This window comes from Achromobacter sp. 46006, assembly GCF_059761975.1.
This window is the reverse complement of the sequence record NZ_JCBANN010000080.1, coordinates 1-20,900: the sequence shown is the minus strand read 5'-3', so window position 1 is coordinate 20,900 and position 20,900 is coordinate 1. Positions and strand designations below refer to the sequence as shown.

Below are 20,900 nucleotides of genomic sequence, written 5' to 3'. Positions count from 1 at the left end.
AAGCGAGGGGCCGGCATGTTTCGCTCGCGCCCGACGGTCCCGGCTACAGCATGCGCTTCTGCGCCGCCATCCACAATTGCATGACGTCGCGGGCGCGGTCGTGCAGCAGGCGTTCGGCGTCGGTCAGGGCCTGCTGCAAAGTGATGGGGCCGGGCGCCAGGCTGAAGGCGGCGCTGATGCCGCTGCCATGCAAGGCTTCGTAACCCTCGCCCAGCGAGCCGGCCAGCGCCACCACCGGCACGCCAGCCTGGTGCGCGATGCGGGCCACGCCCGCCGGCGTCTTGCCGCGCAGGGTCTGCGCGTCCATGCGGCCTTCGCCGGTGAAGGCGAGCGTGGCGCCTTCCATGGCCTGCGCCAGGCCGCCGAGTTCGGCGACGATCTCGACGCCGGGCCGGAAGTGCGCGTTCAGGAACGTCTTGGCGGCGAAGCCGAGGCCGCCGGCGGCGCCCGCGCCGGCCTCGTGGCGGTGGTCGCTGCCCAGTTGGCGCGCGCAGATATCGGCGAAGTGGCCGAGCATGGCGTCCAGCGTCTGTACCTGTTCCGGCGTGGCGCCTTTCTGCGGACCGAACACGTGCGAGGCGCCCTGTGGGCCGCACAAGGGATTGTCGACGTCAGAGGCGATGACGATGCTTGTCTTCGCCAGCCGCGGGTCGAGACCGCGCATGTCGATATTGGCCAACTGGCCCAGCGCGCCGCCGCCCGGCGGCAGGCTGCGGCCTTCTTGGTCGAGCAGGCGCAGCCCCAGCGCGGTCAGCATGCCGGCGCCGCCGTCGTTGGTGGCGGAGCCGCCCAGGCCCAGGATGATGCGTCCGGCGCCGGCATCCAGCGCCGCCAGGATCAATTCGCCCACGCCATGGCTGCTGGCGCGCATCGGATCGCGCTTGGATGGCGCGATCAGTTCGAGGCCGGCGGCCGCGGCCATCTCGATGATGGCGGTGCCGTCGTCGAGCAGGCCCCACACGGCGTCGACCTTGTGACCCAGGGCATCGTTGACGGTGCGCTCGCGTGCCTGGCCGCCGGCCGCCGCCAGCACCGCCTCGACCGTGCCCTCGCCGCCGTCCGCCATCGGAATGCAGACCGTCTGCGCGCCGGGACAGGCGGCCTTGACGCCGCGCGCGATGGCCGCGGCCGCGTCGGGCGCGGAGATACTTTCCTTGAAAGAGTCGGGTGCGATGACGATTTTCACGAGGTCGGCCACGGTTCGTTGGGGAGGGGATGCCGATCATGATACCCGCGTGTCCGCCGCCGTCGTACCATAGCGCTTTCGTTGTTCATGTGAGAGTGGATCGCCATGCCTGTATTGCGCCGCACCAAAATTGTCGCCACCCTGGGGCCCTCGACGTCGACGCCGGAACGCATCGACGCCATGATCAAGGCCGGCCTGGACGTGGCGCGGCTGAACTTCTCGCACGGCAGCGCCGACGACCACCGCGAGCGCGCCCGCCTGGTGCGCGAGAGCGCCGCGCGGCAGGGCCGCTTCGTCGCCATCATGGGCGACCTGCAGGGGCCCAAGATCCGCATCGCGCGCTTCACCGACAAGCAGGTGCAACTGCAGGCGGGCCAGCCGTTCACGCTGTCGCGCGTGCACCCGAAGGACGCGGGCACCGCCAGCATCGTCGGCATCGACTATCCCGAGCTGGTGACGGACTGCCGCGTCGGCGACGAGCTGCTGCTCGATGACGGCCGCGTGGTGCTGGTGGTGGACCGGGTCGAGGGCGACGAGGTTCACACTACCGTCACGGTCGGCGGCCCGCTGTCCAACAACAAGGGCATCAACCGGCGCGGCGGCGGCCTGTCGGCCCCCAGCCTGACCGACAAGGACCGCGTCGACATCAAGCTGGCGGCGGAAATGGCATTGGACTATGTCGCGGTGTCGTTCCCGCGCTATGGCAGCGACATCGACGAGGCGCGCGAACTGCTGCGCGCCGCCGGCAGCGAAGCCTGGATCATCGCCAAGATCGAGCGCGCCGAAGCGGTGGCCGACGACGAGGCGCTGGATGCGCTGATCCGCGCCAGCGACGGCGTGATGGTGGCGCGCGGCGACCTGGGCGTGGAAGTGGGCGACGCCGAACTGGTGGGCATCCAGAAGCGCATCATCCAGCACGCCCGCACGCTCAACAAGGTGGTGATCACCGCGACCCAGATGATGGAGTCGATGATCTCCAGCCCGATGCCCACGCGCGCCGAAGTCTCGGACGTGGCCAACGCGGTGCTGGACTACACCGACGCGGTGATGCTGTCGGCCGAAAGCGCCTCGGGTTCGTATCCTGTCGAGACGGTGCAGGCCATGGCGCGCGTCTGCCTGGGCGCGGAAAAGCATCCCACCAGCACGCAGTCGCACCATCGCCTGGGCGAGACCTTCACGCGCTGCGACGAAACCATCGCGCTGGCGGCCATGTACGCGGCCAACCACTTTCCGGGCGTCAAGGCCATCATCGCGCTGACCGAAAGCGGCCACACGCCGCTGATCATGTCGCGCATCCGCTCGGGCGTGCCGATCTACTGCTACAGCCCGCACAGCGTCACGCAGAATCGCGTGACCATGTTCCGCGGCGTGTACACCATTCCGTTCGCGCCGTCGGACTACGAGCCGGCGGATCTCAGCAATGCCGCCATCGACGAGCTGAAGAAGCGCAACCTGGTGCAGGCAGGCGACTGGGTCATTCTCACCAAGGGCGACTTCTACCGCGACAGCGGCGGCACCAACGGCATGAAGATCCTGCTGGTGGATTGAGGGCTCTCGCGGCGCGGGGCCGCGAGGCCCGCGCCGTTCAAGCGAAGAACCAGTAGCACACGCCGATGGCCGCCAGCACGCCGGCCAGGTCGGCGACCAGCGCGCAGCCGACCGCGTGGCGCGCGCGCAGGATGCCGACCGAGCCGAAATACACCGCCAGCACGTAGAAAGTGGTTTCGGTGCTGCCCTGCATGACCGCCGCCAGCCGTGCGGGAAAGCTGTCGACGCCGAAATGGGCCATGGTCTCGAGCATCATGGCGCGCGCCGCGCTGCCCGAGAACGGCTTGACCAGCGCGGTCGGCAGCGCGTCGACGAAGCGCGTGTCCCAGCCGGCATTGGCGGCCAGCCAGCGGATGCCGTCCAACAGCAAGTCGAGCGCGCCCGAGGCCCGCAGCACGCCGACCGCGCACAGCATCGCCACCAGATAGGGCAGCAGGCTCTTGGCGATGTCGAAGCCTTCCTTGGCGCCGTCTATGAAGGCCTCGTACACCGGCACCTTCTTGCAGGCGCCGGCGATCAGAAAGGCCAGCAGGATGCCGAACAGCGCCAGGTTGCCCATCAGCGACGACAGCGCGGCGATGGCGCTGGCCGACATGCTGGCCAGCAGCGCCATGAAGCCTCCCAGCAGCAGGGCCGCGCCGCCCAGCCACAGCATCACGACCGGATCGATCAGCCGCAGGCGCTGGCAAGCCGCCACCGCCAGGAGGCCGGCCAGCGTCGACGCGCTGGTGGCCAGCAGGATGGGCAGGAACACCAGGGTCGGGTCGGCCGCGCCCTGCTGGGCGCGGAACATGAACAGCGTCACCGGCAGCAGCGTCAGCGACGAGGCGTTGAGCACCAGGAACAGGATCTGGGCGTTGCTGGCGGTGTCGGGCTTGGGATTGAGCGCCTGCAGTTCGCGCATCGCGCGCAAGCCGATCGGCGTGGCGGCATTGTCCAGGCCCAAACCGTTGGCGGCGAAGTTGAGCGTGATCAAACCGATCGCGGGGTGGTTGCGGGGCACCTCGGGCATCAGGCGCGCGAACAGCGGCCCCAGCATGCGCGCCAGCCGTTCCACCAGTCCGGCCCGTTCGGCGATGCGCAGGAAGCCCAGCCATAGCGTCAGCGTGCCGAACAGCAGCACCATGACCTCGACCGACACCCGCGCCATGTCGAACAGGCTGGCGACCATGGCATGGAACACGTCCGGATCGCCGATGGCCAGCCAGCGGTGCAGGGCGGATGCGGCGGCGGTCAGGAAAAAGCCCAGCCAGAGTTTGTTCAGCATGCGGTGTGTGCCCGGACAGCGAAGGGAATGCGCACCAGCGCGGGGAGGCCCATTGTCGCAGAGTCGGACCCATGGGGTTTGTCCCCGATGGCCCAATTCTGGTACTTTGCCCTGATACGCCCAGTGGCATCGAACGAGAGAGAGCACATGGATTTCAACGCCTGGCGCCGGCGCCGCATCTCCGAACCCGCATACCGTTGGGCCCGCAACGCAATGCCGCCGCTCTCGGCCACCGAACGCGAGGCCATCGAGGCCGGCGACACCTGGTGGGAAGCCGACCTGTTCACCGGCAACCCCGACTGGCGCAAGCTGCTGGACGTGCCCGCGGCGGCCCTGACGCCCGATGAACAGCGCTTCATCGACGGCCCGGTGGCGCAATTGTGCGCGATGCTGGACGAATGGGACATCACCTGGCACCGCCGCGACCTCCCGCCCGAGGTCTGGGCCTTCCTGAAGGCGCAGCGCTTCTTCGGCATGATCATCCCCAAGCGCCACGGCGGCCTGGGCTTCTCGCCCTACGCCCATTCCGAGGTGGTGCGGCGCATCTCCGCCTATTCGATCACCGCCGGCGTCACGGTCATGGTGCCCAATTCGCTGGGGCCGGGCGAGCTGCTGATGCAGTTCGGCACCCAGGCCCAGCGCGATTACTGGCTGCCGCGCCTGGCCGACGGCCGCGAGGTGCCGTGCTTCGGGCTGACAAGTCCCGAGGCCGGCTCGGATGCCGCGTCCATGGTGGATACCGGCGTGGTCTGTCGCCAGGTGGTGGACGGCCGCGAGCTGATCGGCGTGCGCCTGAACTGGCACAAGCGCTACATCACGCTGGGGCCGGTGGCCACGGTGCTGGGGCTGGCCTTCAAGATGTCGGACCCCGACGGCATCCTGGGCGGCGCGCGCGACATCGGCATTTCGGTGGCGCTGGTGCCGACCGACGCGCCCGGCGTCGAGATCGGCCGCCGCCACCTGCCGGCGATGCAGGTATTCCAGAACGGACCCAATCGCGGGCGCGACGTGTTCGTGCCGCTGGACGCGCTGATCGGCGGCGTGGAGCGCGCCGGCCACGGCTGGCAGATGCTGATGAGCGCGCTGGCGGCGGGGCGCGGCATTTCGTTGCCGTCGCTGTCGGCGGCGGCGTGCGTGATGAGCGCGCATGCCACCGGCATGTACGCGCGGGTGCGCGAGCAGTTCGGCATCCCCGTTGGCAAGTTCGAGGGCGTGCAGGAAAAACTGGCCAGCCTGGCGGGCAACGCCTACCTGGTGGAAGCGGCGCGCCGCCTGACCTGCGCGGCGTTGAACCAGGACGTCAAGCCGGCGGTGGTGTCGGGCATCATGAAATACCATGCCACCGAGCGCATGCGGGTGTCTGTCAACGATGCCATGGACGTGCACGCCGGGCGCGCCGTGATCGACGGGCCCAGCAATTATCTCGGCGCGCTGTACCGGGCGGTGCCCATCGCCATCACGGTCGAGGGCGCCAACATCCTGACGCGCAACCTGATCATCTTCGGCCAGGGGGCGATCCGCGCCCATCCCTACCTGATGCCGGAGATCCTGGCGCTGGGCAATCCCGACGAAGAGCGCGGCATGGAGGTGTTCCACGACGTGTTCTGGCGCCACCTGCGCCATACCGGCATGAACACGCTGCGCGCCATCGGCCGCGCCTGGACCGGCGGCTTGTTGGCGCCGTCGCCGGTGTCAGGCCCGACCGCCGGCCACTACCGCCGGCTGGGACGCTATGCGGCCGGCTTCGCGCTGCTGGCGGATGCCGTCCTGGCGCGGCTGGGCGGCGGCCTCAAGCGCCGCGAGATGCTGTCGGCGCGGCTGGGCGACCTCCTGGCCGAGCTGTACCTGCTGTCGGCCGTGCTCAAGCGCTGGGAGGACGAAGGGCGCAAGCATGACGACCTGCCCCTGGTGCATTGGTGCATGGCGCGCGGCTATGCCGAGATCGAAACGCGCATGGACCAGGTGCTGTCCAACCTGCCTGGCCGGCCGCTGGCCTGGGCGCTGCGCGCGGCCATCCTGCCGCTGCGGCTGGCACGCGGGCCGGGTGACGCGCTGACCCGGGAATGCGCCGAACTGCTGCTCAAGCCGTCGCCGACCCATGTGCGGCTGGCGGCCGACCTGCAACGCGCGGCGGCCGCCGGCGATGCGCAGGACGACGACCCCCTGGCGCTGCTGACCCGCGCCTTCGCCCTGGTGGATGCGGTGCAGCCGATCCGCGACCGCTTGCGCCAGTCGGGCGTGCGCGATTGGCGCGAAGCGCACCGGCATGGCGCGATCACGGCGGCGCAGGCGGCACAACTTGAAGAGGCCGAGGCGATCGTCTCGCGGGTATTGCAGGTGGATGACTTCGCGCCGCAGGAATTGTCGCCGGGTGAGGCGGGCGCGAACCCGCGCTCAGCGCCGCGCGACGATCAGTCGTCCTGATTCGGATCCATGCCCGGGAACAGGATTTCGGTGAAGCCGAACTTCGAGAAGTCCTGGATCCGCGAGGGATAGAGCCGGCCGATCAGGTGGTCGCATTCGTGTTGCACCACGCGGGCGTGAAAGCCCTCGGCTTCGCGCTCGATGGCGCGGCCGTAGGGGTCCTTGCCCTGGTAGCGTATGTGGCGGTAGCGCGGCACCAGACCACGCAGGCCCGGCACCGACAGGCAGCCTTCCCAGCCGTCTTCCATTTCGTCGGACAGCGGCGTGATAACCGGATTGCACAGGATGGTCTGCGGCACCGCGGGCGCATCGGGATAGCGTTCGTTGCGGTCGAAGCCGAAGATCACCAGTTGCAGGTCGACGCCGATCTGTGGGGCAGCCAGGCCCACCCCTTGCGCCGCCGCCATGGTCTCGAACATGTCTTCGATCAGGGCGTGCAATTCGGGAGTGTCGAAGCGCTCGACCGGAGGCGCCACGCGCAGCAGCCGGGGATCGCCCATTTTCAGGATGGTGTGGATCATGGCGATGGTGCAAGAGAAGTTGTCTGTCGCTAAAAGGGGCGGCTAGCCTGCGCAGTGGGCGCGGCGTGCAGGCCTCAATCCACGCGTCCCTTCTTCTGGATGAACTCGATCTTGTAGCCGTCCGGGTCCTCGACGAAGGCGATCACGGTGGTGCCGTGCTTCATCGGGCCGGCCTCGCGGGTGACCTTGCCGCCGCGTTGCTTGACCTTGTCACAGGCTTCGTAGGCGTTGTCGACTTCCAGGGCGATGTGGCCGTAGCCGGTGCCCAGGTCGTATTTGTCGGTATCCCAGTTGTGGGTCAGCTCGATCACGGCGCCCTCGGATTCGTCCTGGTAGCCGACGAACGCCAGCGTGAACTTGCCGTCCGGGTAGTCGTTGCGGCGCAGTACTCGCATGCCGAGCACGTTGGTGTAGAAATCGATGGACTTGTCGAGGTTGCCGACTCGCAGCATGGTGTGGAGCATACGCATGGTGATATTCCTTTGGCGGTGGGGGGCGGAGTCACGGAACCGCGAGGCGCGACCCGTCTAGAACTGGGGGAGCGAGGCCGGATCGTGGCGCCGCAGTACGTTTTTGGCTGCTTCGAAATCGGGCAGGATCTGGCCGACTTCGCGCCAGAAGTCCTGGCTGTGGTTCATTTCGCGCAGGTGGGCCAGTTCATGCGCGATGACGTAGTCGATGATGGCCGGCGCGAAGTGGATCAGGCGCCAGTTCAGCATGATGTTGCCGTCGCTGGTGCACGAGCCCCAGCGCGTGGCGGCGGACGACAGGCGCCAGCGGCGGATCTTCAGGCCGCTGATCTGCAGGAAATGCGCCAGCCGGGCGCCGAACCAGGCGCCGGCGCGCTGTTGCAGCCAGGCCTGGGCGGCGTCGCGGATGCGGCCCTGGTCGGCGTCGGCCGGCAGCGCCAGCCACAGCGTGTCGCCGTCGGCCGGCGCTTCGGCATCGCCCGACAGGCGGGTCTGGCGGCTGTCGCCGCCCACGCCCAGCACGATGCGCTTGCCCAGGTAGGGCAATTCGCCGCCGGCCTGCCAGCGCGTGTGCGCCATGGCCAGTTGCTGCTTGCGGTTGTGCCATTCGCGCAGCTTGGCGACGATCCAGCGGGATTTCTCGCGCACCGCATCGTCGACCTGCGCCAGCGTGACCCAGTTGGGGGCGGTGACGCGCAGGCCGTCGTCGGTGATGACGAAGCCGATGCTGCGGCGGCGCGAGCGCAACAGCACGAAGCCGATGGGTTGCGGATCGGTGTCCACCTCGCGCCAGCGCGCGCCCGGCGGCATAGGATCGGGGCAGGGCGTGGGCACGCGCGCGGCGGCGTTGGGCGACAGCGTCAGCAGCGGTTCGCCGGCCGGCTTGGGCGCGGGGGAAGAAGAGGGAGGGAACAGCGGCGCGGGCGGCGTGGCCACCGGCGCCTTGCGTGGCGCGGGAGGCGCACTCAGAGGCGACGCGTCCGCAGCCGCGTCGGAGTCTTGCACGTCGAACAGGAGTTCGAGCTGGTCAGTGCTGGGCATACCTTTCTGGATTGAGACGCCGCATTTCCCCTTCGATCCAGTCCTGGACTTTCCGGTTCAGTTCCTCGGGGGAGATTCCCTTCGATTCTATCGCGGGACCGATGGACAGCGTAACCATGCCCGGATATTTGACGAAGGCGTTGCGGCGCCAGCATTCGCCGGCATTGTGCGCCACCGGGATGACCACCGCGCCGGTGCGCGAGGCCAGCAGCGCGCCGCCCATCTTGAAGCGCGCGGTCTTGCCGGGCGGCACGCGCGTGCCTTCCGGGAACAACAGCGGCCAGCGGCCTTCGTCCAGCCGGACCTGTCCCTGCTTGACCACCTGGTCGAAGGCGTCGCGGCCCTTGGAACGGTCGATGGCGATCATGCGCAACAGTGCCAGGCCCCAGCCGAAGAACGGCACCATGTGCAGTTCCTTCTTGTAGACGAAGCAGACCTCGCGCGGCATATAGGCCGGGAAGAATAGCGTTTCCCAGGCCGACTGGTGCTTGGACAGCAGCACCGCCGGGCCGTCAGGCAGGTTTTCCCAGCCCTTGACCTGCCAGCGGATGCCGCAGATCACCTTGGCGCCCCAGATGGCCAGGCGCGGCCAGCCCACCGTGAGCTTGTAGCGCAGGTGCAGCGGCAGCGGCGCCCACAGCACGCAGGCGAAGGCATAGGGGATGACCGTTATGGCCAGGAACAGGAAGTACAGGAGCGAGCGCAGCCGGGCCATCAGTTGTCCTGCAGCAGGGCGTCGACCACGGCCGACAGGTCATCGCAGACCCGGGTGTTCTCGGGCAGGCCGCCCTTGGCCAGGGTCTTCGTGCCGTTGCCGGTCTGCACCAGCCAGGGCGAGCAGCCGGCGGCGGCGGCGGCCTGAAGGTCGCGCAGCGAGTCGCCCACGGCCGGCACGCCGGCCAGGTCGACGTCATAGCGGTGACCGATCTGCTCGAACATGCCGGGGCGCGGCTTGCGGCAGGTGCAGTTGTCGTCCGGGCCGTGCGGGCACATGAAGATCGCGTCGACGCTGCCGCCAGCCGCGGCCAGTTCGCGCCGCATCTTGGTGTGGATGGCGGTCAGCGTGTCCATGTCGAACAGGCCGCGGGCCAGGCCCGACTGGTTGGTGGCGACCACCACCTTCCAGCCCGCCTGGGTCAGGCGGGCGATGGCCTGCAGGCTGCCAGGCAGGGCGATCCATTCGTCGGGATGCTTGACGAATGCGTCGCTGTCCTGGTTGATGACGCCGTCGCGGTCGAGGATGATGAGCTTCACTGTGCCAGCCTGGAGATGTCAGCGACCTGGTTCATCAGGGTGTGCAACTGGCCCAGCAGCGCCAGCCGGTTGGCGCGCACCGCGGGGTCCTCGGCCATGACCATGATGTCGGCGAAGAAGGCGTCCACCGGCTCGCGCGCCTGCGCCAGCGTGCGCAGGTTGGCGGCGAAGTCGCCGGCGGCCAGTTGCGCCTCGGCCTGCGGACGCAGCATGGCGATGGCGGCGGCCAGCGCCTTTTCGGCGGGCTCGACCAGCGCGGCATCATTGACCGCGCCGATTTCACCCTCGGCCTTCTTGAGCAGGTTGCCGATGCGCTTGTTGGCGGCGGCCAGGCTGGCGGCCTCGGGCATCTGCGCGAAGGCGGCGGCGGCGCGCACGCGCTCGCCCACCTGGTGCAGCGGCGGCGCCAGGGCGATCACGGCCTCGACCGCGTTGCGGTCGTGGTCGTTGATCAACTGGTTGCGGTAGCGTTCGTAGATGAAGGCGCGCACTTCCGCCAGCGTGTCGGCGGGGATCTTGCCGGCCGGGAAGGTGGCGGCGGTGGCGGCCAGCAGGCCGTCCAGGGACAGCGGGCCGTCCTGGTTGAGCTTGAGCCAGCCGCCGGCGGCCAGTTGCTCGAAGGCGCTGATCAGGCCCAGCGCGGCGCGGCGCAGGCCAAAGGGGTCGCGTTCGCCGGTGGGCGCCAGGCCGATGGCCCAGATGCCGACCAGGGTCTCGGCGCGCTCGGCGATGAACAGCGTGGCGGCGGTCAGGCCGTCCTGCGAGACCGGCGTGTCGTAGCGGTTGCGGTACTGGCTGCGCAGCGCCTGCACCACGCTGTCCGGCTCGCCGTCGCCGGCGGCGTAGTAGGCGCCCATGATGCCTTGCAGCTCGGGAAACTCGCCCACCATGTTCGAGCCCAGGTCGGCCTTGGCCAGCAGCGCGGCGCGGTCGGCGGCGGCGACGTCGCCGCCCAGCTTGCCGGCCACGTCGCGGGCGATGGCGCGCACGCGCTCGACGCGTTCGAGCTGGGTGCCCAGCTTGTTGTGGTAGACGATCGAGCCCAGTTGCTCGACGCGCGCGGCCAGCGGCGTCTTGCGGTCGGTCTCGAAGAAGAACTGGGCGTCGGCCAGGCGCGGGCGCACCACGCGCTGGTTGCCTTCGACGATGTTCACCGGGTTGTCCGTGCGCATGTTGCTCACGATCAGGAAGCGGTGCGTCAGGCGGCCGCTGGCCGGGTCGAACAGCGGGAAGTATTTCTGGTTCAGGCGCATGGTCAGGATCAGGCATTCCTGCGGCACTTGCAGGAACTGTTCCTCGAACTCGCCGACGTAGACGGTGGGGTGTTCGACCAGTGCGGTGACTTCATCGAGCAGGGCGGCCACTTCGGGGTCGTCGCCCAGCGTGGCCGAGAGGCGGCCGGCGTGGTCCAGCAACTGGCGATGGATCTCGTCGCGGCGGCCTTCGAACGAGGCCACCACGCGGCCCTTTTCGGCCAGGGTGGCGGCGTAGGCGTCGGCATCGGCGATGGCGATGGCGCCGCTGCTCATGTAGCGGTGGCCCAGCGTCTCGCGGCCGGCGGTCAGGCCCAGGGCGCTGACCGGCACCACGTCGGCGCCGAACAGCGCGATCAGGCCGTGCGCCGGGCGCACGAACTTGACGGTGGTTTCGCCATCGGCCAACTGGTAGCGCATGACCTTGGGGATCGGCAGGCCGTCGATGGCCGCGTCGATGCCTTCCTGCAGGCCGGCGGCCAGCGCGGCGCCGGGGGCGGTGCCGCGGGCGACCAGGTAATCCTGCTTGCCGTCGGATTCACGTTCCAGGGTGGCCAGGTCGATGTTTTCCAGGCCCTTGGCGGCCAGCTTCTTCTGCAGCGCCGGAGTGGCCTTGCCGTCTTCGGTCAGGCCGATCTTCACCGGCATCAGCTTTTCGGCGTAGGCCTGGTCGGGCGCCTGGGCCAGCACGGCCGACAGGCGCACCGCCAGGCGGCGCGGCGTGGCGTAGGGCTCGACGGCGCAGCCGTCGGCCAGCAGGCCGTGGCGCGCCAGCGTGGCGCGCACGCCTTCGGCGAAAGCCTGGCCCAGCTTCTGCAGGGCCTTGGGCGGGAGTTCTTCGGTCAGCAGCTCGACCAGCAGGGGGCGGGTGTTCGTCGTCATTTATGCAGCCTCCCCGGCGGCCTTGTCGCGGCCCAGCATGGGAAAGCCCAGTCGTTCGCGGGAATCGTAGTAGGCCTGCGCGACGGCGCGCGACAGGTTGCGGATGCGGCCGATATAGGCGGCGCGCTCGGTCACGCTGATCGCGCCGCGCGCGTCCAGCATGTTGAAGGTGTGCGCGGCCTTGAGCGTGGCTTCATAGGCCGGCAGCGCCAGCGGCACGTCCATCAGGCGCTTGGCCTCGGCTTCGTAGTCGTTGAAGTGCGCGAACAGCATCTCGGCCGACGAATATTCGAAGTTGTAGGTGGATTGTTCCACTTCGTTCTGGTGGAACACGTCGCGGTACAGCACGCGGCGGCCGTTGGCGCCTTCGGTCCAGACCAGGTCGTACACGCTCTGCACGTCCTGCAGGTACATGGCCAGGCGTTCCAGGCCGTAGGTGATCTCGCCCGTGGTCGGGGTGCAATCCAGGCCGCCCACCTGCTGGAAGTAGGTGAACTGGGTTACTTCCATGCCGTTGAGCCACACTTCCCAGCCCAGGCCCCAGGCGCCCAGCGTCGGGTTTTCCCAGTCGTCCTCGACGAAGCGGATGTCGTGCTGCGTGGGGTCGATGCCCAGCGCCTTGAGCGAGCCGATGTACAGGTCCAGGATTTCCGGGGGAGCGGGTTTCAGCACCACCTGGTACTGGTAATAGTGCTGCAGGCGGTTGGGGTTCTCGCCGTAACGGCCGTCCTTGGGGCGGCGCGAGGGCTGCACGTAGGCCGCGCGCCAGGGCTCCGGGCCGATCGCCCGCAGGAAGGTGGCGGTGTGCGAGGTGCCGGCGCCGACTTCCATGTCGTAGGGCTGCAGCAGGGCGCAACCCTGCTTGTCCCAGTATTCCTGGAGCGTAAGGATGATTTGCTGAAAGGTGAGCATAGGATTCTTGGAATTCGATCGCCGGGCGACGTCTGCCGTGGGCGTGGGAAACCGGGCATTTTAACTGGCCCGGGGCGGCCCCGGGGGCGGACCCCGGGATGGCGGTTACATCCTGGCCGTTACATCTCGGACGGGGCGTGCTCCAGGCGGACACCGGCGGCGCGGCGCCCTGCGGCTGTCCGGCATTGGTCGTATCATTCCAGGTTGACCAGTCTTATATAAAACCAACATCCCCAAAACCCCGGAAGGAGCATCCGCATGTCTGACCTGATCAAGGTGGAAGTCGCCGACGGCATCCAGATCATCACCATCAACCGCCCCGAGGCCAAGAACGCCATCAACCTGGAAACCGCCCAGGCCATGGCCGCAGCGCTGGATCAGCTGGACAGCCGCGACGACGTGCGCATCGGCATCCTGACGGGCGCGGGCGGCACGTTCTCGTCGGGCATGGACCTGAAGGCCTTCGCCAAGTCGGGCCAGCGTCCGTACGTCGAAGGCCGCGGTTTCGCCGGCCTGAACGAAGCGCCGCCGAAAAAGCCGCTGATCGCCGCGGTCGAAGGCTACGCCCTGGCCGGCGGCTGCGAAATGGCGCTGGCGTCCGATCTGATCGTGGCCGCCAGCAACGCCAAGTTCGGCCTGCCCGAAGTCAAGCGCGGCCTGGTGGCCGGCGCCGGCGGCATGCTGCGCCTGCCGCGCCGCCTGCCGTACCACATCGCCATGGAAGTGATCCTGACCGGCGACATGCTGGGCGCCGAGCGCGCCTACGGCTTCGGCCTGGTGAACCGCCTGACCGAGCCGGGCGGCGCCCTGGCCGGCGCGCTGGAACTGGCCCGCGCCATCGTCGAGAACGGTCCGCTATCGGTGCAGACCGCCAAGAGCATCGTGGCGCAGTCCGGCGACTGGACCCAGGAAGAGATGTTCAGCCGCCAGCGTCCGTTGATCGCCCACATCTTCTCGTCGGCCGACGCCAAGGAAGGCGCCACCGCTTTCGCTGAAAAGCGCAAACCGGTCTGGCAAGGAAAATAAAATAAGCTGCACCCCATCGCGCGCGGCCGGTTCGCCGGCCGCGTTTTCATGTTTCCCTCCGTAACCCGCATATCGCCATGTCCGTCCTCATCAAAGAAGAAGACTTCATCCAGTCGATAGCCGATGGCATCCAGTTCATCAGCTATTACCACCCCGTCGACTACATCCGCCACCTGGCCCGCGCCTACGAGCGCGAGGAAAGCCCGGCCGCGCGCGACGCGATGGCGCAGATCCTGACCAACTCGCGCATGTGCGCCGAAGGCAAGCGCCCGCTGTGCCAGGACACCGGCATCGTCAACGTGTTCCTGAAGGTCGGCATGGGCGTGCGCTTCGACACCAAGCGCACCCTGCAGGAACTGTGCGACGAAGGCGTGCGCCGCGGCTACCTGAACCCGGACAATCCCCTGCGCGCCTCGGTGCTGGATGACCCGCTGTTCGCCCGCAAGAACACCCGCGACAACACGCCCTGTATTCTGCACGTCGAGCTGGTCCCGGGTGACAAGGTCGACGTGCAACTGGCTTCGAAGGGCGGCGGCTCGGAAAACAAGTCGAAGTTCGCCATGCTCAACCCCAGCGATTCGCTGGTGGACTGGGTGCTCAAGACGGTCCCGACCATGGGCGCCGGCTGGTGCCCGCCTGGCATGCTGGGCATCGGCGTCGGCGGCACCGCCGAAAAAGCCATGCTGATGGCCAAGCAGTCGCTGATGGAAGACATCGACATGTACGAACTGCTGGCCCGCGGCCCGCAGAACAAGCTCGAAGAGCTGCGCATCGAGCTGTACGAAAAGGTCAACGCGCTGGGCATCGGCGCCCAGGGCCTGGGCGGCCTGACCACCGTGCTGGACGTCAAGATCAACACCTTCCCGACGCACGCGGCCTCCAAGCCGGTCGCCATGATCCCGAACTGCGCGGCCACCCGCCACGCCCACTTCGAGCTGGACGGCTCGGGCCCGGCGCGCCTGGACCCGCCGTCGCTGTCGGAATGGCCGGAAGTTCACTGGGCGCCGGACTACAACAAGTCCAAGCAGGTCGACCTGAACACGCTGACCAAGGAAGAGGTCGCCAGCTGGAAGCCGGGCCAGACCCTGCTGCTGTCGGGCAAGATGCTGACCGGCCGCGACGCCGCGCACAAGCGCATCCAGGACATGCTGGCCAAGGGCGAGCCGCTGCCGGTGGACTTCACCAACCGCGTCATCTACTACGTCGGCCCGGTCGATCCGGTGCGCGACGAAGTGGTGGGCCCGGCCGGTCCGACCACCGCCACCCGCATGGACAAGTTCACCGACATGATGCTGGAGCAGACCGGGCTGATCGCGATGATCGGCAAGTCCGAGCGCGGCCCCGTCGCGATCGAGTCGATCAAGAAGCACGGCTCGGCCTACCTGATGGCCGTGGGCGGCGCGGCCTACCTGGTGTCCAAGGCGATCCGCGGCGCCAAGGTGCTGGGTTTCGCCGACCTGGGCATGGAAGCCATCTACGAGTTCGACGTGAAGGACATGCCGGTGACCGTGGCGGTTGACGCCCAGGGCACCTCGGTCCACACCACCGGGCCGAAGGAATGGCAGGCCCGGATCGGCAAGATCCCCGTCGCCACCGCGTAAGCCGGGAGCGGAAACGCGAAGCGGGCGCCGGTGACGGCGCCCGTCAGGCAGTGAATGGGAAATCAGGTTGGCGCAGGCGCGCCGAAACGAATTCGGCGATGGCCCGCGGCGACTTTCCCAGCACCTCGCGCAGCACTTCCTCGGTGTGCTGGCCCAGCAGCGGCGGCGCGCGCCGATAGACCACCGGCGAATCGGAAAAACGCAATGGACTGGCGGTCACGGGCGCGACGCCGCCGCCCGGATGCGGCAGGTCGCGGCGCAACTGCCGCGCCTGCGCCTGCGGATGGGCGAAGGCCTGGGCGATATCGTTGATCGGGCCGCAGGGAACGCCCACGGCCTCCAGCCTGGCGATCCAGTCATCGCGCCGTCCCTGGCGCATGATGGCGGCCAGTCTCCCGACCAGCTCTTCGCGGTGGGTCACGCGCAGCCGGTTGGTGGCAAAGCGCGGATCGTCCCCCAGCTCCGGCGCGCCGATGGCCTTGCAATAGGCGCGGTACTGCGATTCGTTGCCGGTGGCCACGATCAGATGGCCGTCGCTGGCGGCGAACACCTGGTAGGGCACCACGTTCTGGTGCGCGTTGCCCGCGCGCGTCGGCGCCACGCCGGAATTGAAGTAGTTGGAATTCTGGTTGGCCAGCAGCGCCACGTGGCTGTCGAGAAGCGCGATGTCCAGGTGCTGGCCCAGCCCGCTGCGGTGCCGTTCCTGCAGCGCCGCCAGGATCGCCACTGTCGCATACATGCCGGTGACGATATCGGTGACTGCCACGCCGGCCTTCTGCGGCCCGCCGCCGGGCAGGTCGTCGCGTTCGCCGGTGATGCTCATCAGCCCGCCCATGCCCTGGATCATGAAGTCGTAGCCGGGGCGCCGCGCGAACGGGCCGTCCTGGCCGAAGCCGGTGACCGAGCAGTAGATCAGGCGCGGATTGATGGCTTTCAGGCTGGCGTAGTCCAGGCCATACTTGGCCAGCCCGCCGACCTTGAAGTTCTCGACCAGGATGTCGCTGACCGCCGCCAGCTCGCGGATCAGCGCCGCGCCTTGCGGCGTGGCCATGTCGGCCTCGACCGAGCGCTTGTTGCGGTTGGCGCTGAGGTAGTAGGCGGACTCGTTGGTGTCGACGCCCTGGCCGTCCTTCAGGAAGGGCGGGCCCCAGGCGCGGGTGTCGTCGCCGACGCCGGGGCGTTCGATCTTGATGACGTCGGCACCCAGGTCGGCCAGGTTCTGCGTGCACCAGGGGCCGGCCAGGATGCGCGACAGGTCCAGCACGCGGATGCCGTCGAGCGCGGGCGGGCGCGTCATGGTTGCACCTCGGCGGTGCCGTGGCTCATCACGACGACGTCGCGTTCGACGGCGCGGGCGATGAAGCGGATCTGGCCGTCGGGCATGCGCCACATGTCGCATTGCAGCGTCTCGCCCGGGTACACCGGCGCCGAGAAGCGCGCGTCCAGCCGCGTCAGGCGGGCGGCGTCGTAGTCGCACCAGGTCTTGACCAGCGCGTGCGCGGCGATGCCGTAGGAGCACAGGCCATGCAGAATCGGCTTGGGATAACCCGCCTGATGCGCGACCTCGGGGTCGGCATGCAGCGGATTGCGATCGGCATTCAGGCGGTAAAGCAGCGCCGCCTGCGGCGGAATGCGCAGCGCGCAACGGCGTTCCGGTTCGCCTTGCGGCGCGGCGGGCAGCGGCTCGGGGCTGGCGTCGCCCTGGCCGAAGCCGCCGTCGCCACGGCAGAAGGTGCTTTGCCGCAATGTGGCCAGGTGCGTGCCGGCGCTGTCGTGCAGCGTGCGTTCGGTGACCACGATGGCGCCCTTGTCCGCGCCCTTGTCGATCACGTGGGTGACGCGGCTCCTGCCGATCACGGTGCCGGACGTGGGCAGCGGCGCATGCAGCGCCAGCCGCTGCTCGCCATGCACCAGCCGGACCCAGTCGATGCCGGCGCGCGGATCGCTCATCCAGAAGCCCGGATAGCCCAGCACCACGCTCATGGTGGGGAAGGCGCGCAGGTCTTTTTCGTACACGTAGCGCAGTTGGCGGGTGTCTTCGGGGTCCTGCCCCAGGCCGATGCCCAGGGCATACAGCATGGTGTCCTTGTCGTCGTAGTGCTGGCGCACGTCGTCGAAGCGCCAGTGCTTCACGGTTGCGTAATCGAGCGGCATGGCGGTCTCAGATGGGGTCCCAGTCGATCACGTCGGGCGAGCGCTCCAACGCGTAGAAATGCTTGCGCATGGCGGGCACGGCGATCTCGCCGATCAGCTCGGGTGTCCAGCCTTCGCCGTGGTGCACGCTGCGTAGCGGGCGCGGCTGGCTCATCAGCATGATCTCGTTGGCGCGCACCGCGAACACCTGCGCGGTGATGGCGCTGGCCGCATCGCTGGCCAGGTACACGGCCATGGGCGCGACCTTGCCGGCTTCCATTTTCTTCAACTTTTCGACGCGCGCTTTTTCCTCATCGGTCTCGGCGGGAATGGAGCTGGTCATGCGGCTCCAGGCGAACGGCGCGATGCAGTTCGAGCGCACGTTGTAGCGCGCCATGTCCAGCGCGATCGACTTGGACAGCGCGACGATGCCGAGCTTGGCGGCGGCATAGTTGGCCTGGCCGAAATTGCCGATCAGGCCGGACGTGGACGTCATGTGCACGAAGGCGCCGGATTCCTGCTCGCGGAAATAGGGGGCGGCGGCGCGGCTCATGAAGAACGAGCCATTCAGGTGCACGTCGATGACCTGGCGCCACTCCTCCTCGCTCATCTTGTGGAATACGCGGTCGCGCAGGTTGCCGGCGTTGTTGACCACTGCGTCGATGCGCCCGAAGGCGTCGATGGCGGCCTGGACGACGCGGCTGGCGCTGTCGTACGCGGCGACGCTGTCGGTGTTGGCGACGGCCTGCCCCCCGGCCGCGGCGATCTCGCGCGCCACGGCGTGAGCCGGGCCTTCGCCGCCGCCTTCGCCGGTCAGCGAGACGCCGATGTCGTTGACCACCACCCTGGCGCCCGCCTGCGCCATGGCCAGCGCGATGCCGCGGCCGATGCCGCCTCCCGCGCCCGTGACGACGACGACCTTGCCGGAAACAATACCGCTCATGGGGACTCACTCCTGGTGCCGCGGCGCGTGCCGCGTTGGGAAACAGTTCCGCGTCAAACCGTATGGTTTACGGGGTTGCCCCATGGTATGTTCGTGACGGCATTCGAAGAATTCAAAATTAAAAATGCCCCCCTTCTGTGTGGTGGAACATGAGACATGATCTGACTGACCTGCGGCTCTTCGTGAACGTGGGAGAAACGCTCAATCTGACCCGCGCGGCCGAACGCACCTTCCTGTCGCTGCCTGCCGCCAGCGCGCGTGTCAAGCACATGGAAGAGGCCTTCAAGGCGCGGCTGCTGGTGCGCATGGCCACGGGCGTGGCGCTGACGCCGGCCGGCGAGGTGCTGCTAAAGCACGCCAACGCGGTATTCCGCCAGCTCGAATGCCTGAACGCCGACCTGCAGCCCTACGCCAGCGGCCTGAAAGGGCGGCTGCGCTTGCTGGCCAACACCACCGCCACCAATTCCTTCCTGGCCGATGCGCTGTCGACCTTCCTGGCCGAGAACCCGGACGTGGACGTCGAGCTGGAGGAGAAGATCTCGGGCGACATCGTCATCGCGATCCGCGCCGGCGCCGGCGACCTGGGCCTGGTGGCCGGCAACATCGACGTCGAGGGCCTGGACGTGACGCCGCTGTTCCGCGATGAACTCACCGTGGTCACGGCGCTGGATCATCCGCTGGCGGCTTCGGGGTCGGCCCATTTCGCCGACCTGGTGGATGCCTACCAGTTCGTCGGCATCCATCCCGACAGCGCCATCCAGACCTTCCTGGAAGACATCGCCAGCGGCCTGGGCAAGCGCATCTGCCAGCGCGTGCACGTGGGCAGTTTCGAGGCCGTCTGCCGCATGGTCGAGGCGGGCGCCGGCATCGCCGTGGTGCCGCGCGCTTGCGCCGCGCGCTACAGTCGGCCGGACGCGCTGCACGTGCTGAAGCTGAATGATCCGTGGGCCTTGCGCGATCGCCTGCTATGCCGCCAGCGCGGCCGCGACCTGCCGAGTTTTGCCGAGTGCTTCATCGAGCACGTGCAGCGCGCGGCGCGAGGGCAATAGGCGGGGCGGCGGCGCAAGGGCGGCGCGCAGGACACGACAGAGCGTCCGGTCAGCGAACCTGGCATCGCGGCGAAAGAGGGGCTTTTGCAAATGTGTAGCGGCAAAAGCGGCCGCGCGGCAAATAATAAAAAAAGCCCCGGCCGCGCCTGAAGCGCGGGCAGCAGAAAAATGGGGCCGGCAGGCGGCAAGGCACCGCGTTGTTCCGGTGCGGTTTGCGGCCGCGCCACCGACAAGAACGAGACTCAGGAGACTGCCTTGCCAGACCCACAACGCCGCCGCGTCATCGCGGGGCTGGGCGCCGCGTGCGCCACGACCTTGCTGCCCACTTTCGCCCGCGCCGCCGTCTGGCCCGGCCATGCCGTGACGTTCATCGTGCCGTTTCCCGCCGGCGGCCCGGTCGACACCACCGCGCGTTTTACGTCGCAGCCCCTGGGCCACCTGTGGTCGGTGCCGACGGTGGTGGACAACCGTTCGGGCGCGGGCGGCATCGTCGGCGCGCAGTTCGCCGCCAAGGCCGCGCCGGACGGCTACAACTTCTTCTTCGCTTCCATTCACCACGCGGTGCTGCCGAGCCTGCGCGGCAACCTGACCTACGACATCAGCCGCGACTTCGTGCCGGTGGGAATGGCCGCGGTGTTTCCGATCGTGCTGGTGGTCAACCCGAGGCTGCCGGTCAATTCGGTGAGCGAATTGATCGCCTATGCCAAGGCCAACCCGGGCAAGCTGTCGTTCGGTTCGTCGGGCACGGGCGGCGGTACGCACCTGGCTGGCGAACTGTTCAACGCCATGGCGGGGGTGAAGATCCAGCATATTCCGTACCGGGGCAGCGCGCCGGCGATGCAGGACCTGCTGGGCGGACAGGTGCAGGTGATGTTCGCCGATGGCCCTTCGGCGGTGCCGCACGTGAAGACGGGAAAGGTCCGCGCGCTGGGCGTGGGTAACCCGACGCGTTCGAGCATGCTGCCGCAAGTGCCCACGATCGCCGAGGCGGGGTTGCCCGGATACGAAGCGTACTCATGGAGCGGCCTGATGGCGCCGGCGGGCACGCCGGCGGACATCGTGACGCGCGTGAATGCGGATATGGTCAAGGTGCTGTCGGACCCGGCGACGGCCCGTGCCATGGTGGCTGCCGGGGCGGAGCCCAAGCCGGGCAGCGCGGCGGCGTTTGGCAAGTTCGTCCAGGCGGAAATCGTGAAATGGCGGGAAGTGATCCAAAAGGCGGGGATCACGCTGGACTAGGCGGATGGCGGGTGCCGCCCCCGGCCCGCATGGCGCCGCGCCCTGGCCCCGGGCGGGCGCCGTCTCTTTTTCACAACTGACGCCGCCCGCGTCCCCACACAGGTGTGTCATCTGTTGGTCTGGAGACGCTGTCTGACAGAGTATAAAATAG

At 68.5% G+C, this 20,900-nt stretch carries 18 protein-coding genes; 6 read left to right on the top strand and 12 right to left on the bottom strand.

Annotation, left to right across the window (positions count from 1 at the left end):
• Window positions 1–43: 43 nt before the first annotated feature.
• Window positions 44–1,186 carry a glycerate kinase gene (locus AC6LKG_RS24320; protein ID WP_498169084.1) on the bottom strand — a complete coding sequence of 381 codons (1,143 nt, stop codon included), beginning with the start codon at window positions 1,184–1,186 and terminating at the stop codon, window positions 44–46.
• Between the two features lie 105 nt (window positions 1,187–1,291).
• Between AC6LKG_RS24320 and pyk the strand changes: the two genes are divergently transcribed.
• On the top strand, window positions 1,292–2,734 hold the full coding sequence (gene pyk / locus AC6LKG_RS24315; protein ID WP_498169082.1) for a pyruvate kinase: 1,443 nt from the start codon (window positions 1,292–1,294) through the stop codon (window positions 2,732–2,734).
• 37 nt (window positions 2,735–2,771) lie between these two features.
• On the opposite strand, the gene AC6LKG_RS24310 is transcribed toward pyk, so the two are convergent.
• On the bottom strand, window positions 2,772–4,001 hold the full coding sequence (locus tag AC6LKG_RS24310; protein WP_498169081.1) for a nucleoside recognition domain-containing protein: 1,230 nt from the start codon (window positions 3,999–4,001) through the stop codon (window positions 2,772–2,774).
• Between the two features lie 147 nt (window positions 4,002–4,148).
• Here AC6LKG_RS24310 and AC6LKG_RS24305 point away from each other — a divergent pair, with 147 nt between their 5' ends.
• Window positions 4,149–6,425, top strand: coding sequence for an acyl-CoA dehydrogenase (locus AC6LKG_RS24305; RefSeq protein WP_498169080.1), 2,277 nt, complete (start codon window positions 4,149–4,151; stop codon window positions 6,423–6,425).
• On the opposite strand, the gene def is transcribed toward AC6LKG_RS24305, so the two are convergent.
• The 7 genes from def to glyQ form a co-directional block, all read right to left on the bottom strand.
• A complete protein-coding gene (gene def / locus AC6LKG_RS24300) occupies window positions 6,413–6,946 on the bottom strand; it encodes a peptide deformylase (RefSeq protein ID WP_498169079.1) in 534 nt (177 codons plus the stop codon). The two genes, AC6LKG_RS24305 and def, sit on opposite strands and share 13 nt — an antisense overlap.
• A 74-nt stretch (window positions 6,947–7,020) precedes the next feature.
• Window positions 7,021–7,416 (bottom strand): lactoylglutathione lyase, encoded by a 396-nt coding sequence (gene gloA / locus AC6LKG_RS24295; protein WP_498169076.1) that lies wholly within the window; start codon window positions 7,414–7,416, stop codon window positions 7,021–7,023.
• A 57-nt stretch (window positions 7,417–7,473) separates the two neighbouring features.
• Complete coding sequence (locus tag AC6LKG_RS24290) at window positions 7,474–8,457, bottom strand: M48 family metallopeptidase (RefSeq protein ID WP_498169073.1); 984 nt, start codon at window positions 8,455–8,457, stop codon at window positions 7,474–7,476.
• Complete coding sequence (locus AC6LKG_RS24285) at window positions 8,444–9,172, bottom strand: lysophospholipid acyltransferase family protein (RefSeq protein WP_498169070.1); 729 nt, start codon at window positions 9,170–9,172, stop codon at window positions 8,444–8,446. Before AC6LKG_RS24285 ends, AC6LKG_RS24290 begins: the two co-directional genes overlap by 14 nt.
• Window positions 9,172–9,711 carry a D-glycero-beta-D-manno-heptose 1,7-bisphosphate 7-phosphatase gene (gene gmhB / locus AC6LKG_RS24280; RefSeq protein WP_498169069.1) on the bottom strand — a complete coding sequence of 180 codons (540 nt, stop codon included), beginning with the start codon at window positions 9,709–9,711 and terminating at the stop codon, window positions 9,172–9,174. The genes AC6LKG_RS24285 and gmhB overlap by 1 nt, the downstream gene beginning before the upstream one ends.
• The gene (gene glyS, locus AC6LKG_RS24275; RefSeq protein ID WP_498169066.1) at window positions 9,708–11,846 is read right to left on the bottom strand and encodes a glycine--tRNA ligase subunit beta; all 2,139 of its coding nucleotides are present in this window, start codon (window positions 11,844–11,846) and stop codon (window positions 9,708–9,710) included. Before glyS ends, gmhB begins: the two co-directional genes overlap by 4 nt.
• A complete protein-coding gene (gene glyQ, locus AC6LKG_RS24270) occupies window positions 11,847–12,758 on the bottom strand; it encodes a glycine--tRNA ligase subunit alpha (RefSeq protein ID WP_006388861.1) in 912 nt (303 codons plus the stop codon).
• Between the two features lie 258 nt (window positions 12,759–13,016).
• Between glyQ and AC6LKG_RS24265 the strand changes: the two genes are divergently transcribed.
• Both AC6LKG_RS24265 and AC6LKG_RS24260 read left to right on the top strand, forming a co-directional pair.
• The gene (locus AC6LKG_RS24265) at window positions 13,017–13,784 is read left to right on the top strand and encodes a crotonase/enoyl-CoA hydratase family protein (protein WP_054416447.1); all 768 of its coding nucleotides are present in this window, start codon (window positions 13,017–13,019) and stop codon (window positions 13,782–13,784) included.
• A 77-nt stretch (window positions 13,785–13,861) separates the two neighbouring features.
• Window positions 13,862–15,385 carry a fumarate hydratase gene (locus AC6LKG_RS24260; RefSeq protein WP_006388864.1) on the top strand — a complete coding sequence of 508 codons (1,524 nt, stop codon included), beginning with the start codon at window positions 13,862–13,864 and terminating at the stop codon, window positions 15,383–15,385.
• A gap of 43 nt (window positions 15,386–15,428) precedes the next feature.
• On the opposite strand, the gene AC6LKG_RS24255 is transcribed toward AC6LKG_RS24260, so the two are convergent.
• From AC6LKG_RS24255 to AC6LKG_RS24245, 3 genes are read right to left on the bottom strand one after another with little or no spacing between them, the layout of a single operon-like run.
• Complete coding sequence (locus tag AC6LKG_RS24255; RefSeq protein WP_498169063.1) at window positions 15,429–16,682, bottom strand: CaiB/BaiF CoA transferase family protein; 1,254 nt, start codon at window positions 16,680–16,682, stop codon at window positions 15,429–15,431.
• Entirely contained in the window at window positions 16,679–17,539 is an 861-nt protein-coding gene (locus AC6LKG_RS24250; RefSeq protein ID WP_498169061.1) for a MaoC/PaaZ C-terminal domain-containing protein, read from the bottom strand. Before AC6LKG_RS24250 ends, AC6LKG_RS24255 begins: the two co-directional genes overlap by 4 nt.
• A gap of 7 nt (window positions 17,540–17,546) precedes the next feature.
• Window positions 17,547–18,461 carry an SDR family NAD(P)-dependent oxidoreductase gene (locus AC6LKG_RS24245; protein ID WP_498169058.1) on the bottom strand — a complete coding sequence of 305 codons (915 nt, stop codon included), beginning with the start codon at window positions 18,459–18,461 and terminating at the stop codon, window positions 17,547–17,549.
• Between the two features lie 149 nt (window positions 18,462–18,610).
• Here AC6LKG_RS24245 and AC6LKG_RS24240 point away from each other — a divergent pair, with 149 nt between their 5' ends.
• Both AC6LKG_RS24240 and AC6LKG_RS24235 read left to right on the top strand, forming a co-directional pair.
• Entirely contained in the window at window positions 18,611–19,510 is a 900-nt protein-coding gene (locus AC6LKG_RS24240; protein ID WP_498169056.1) for a LysR family transcriptional regulator, read from the top strand.
• Window positions 19,511–19,765: 255 nt separating this feature from the next.
• Window positions 19,766–20,749 carry a Bug family tripartite tricarboxylate transporter substrate binding protein gene (locus AC6LKG_RS24235; protein WP_498169054.1) on the top strand — a complete coding sequence of 328 codons (984 nt, stop codon included), beginning with the start codon at window positions 19,766–19,768 and terminating at the stop codon, window positions 20,747–20,749.
• The last annotated feature ends 151 nt before the right edge of the window (window positions 20,750–20,900 follow it).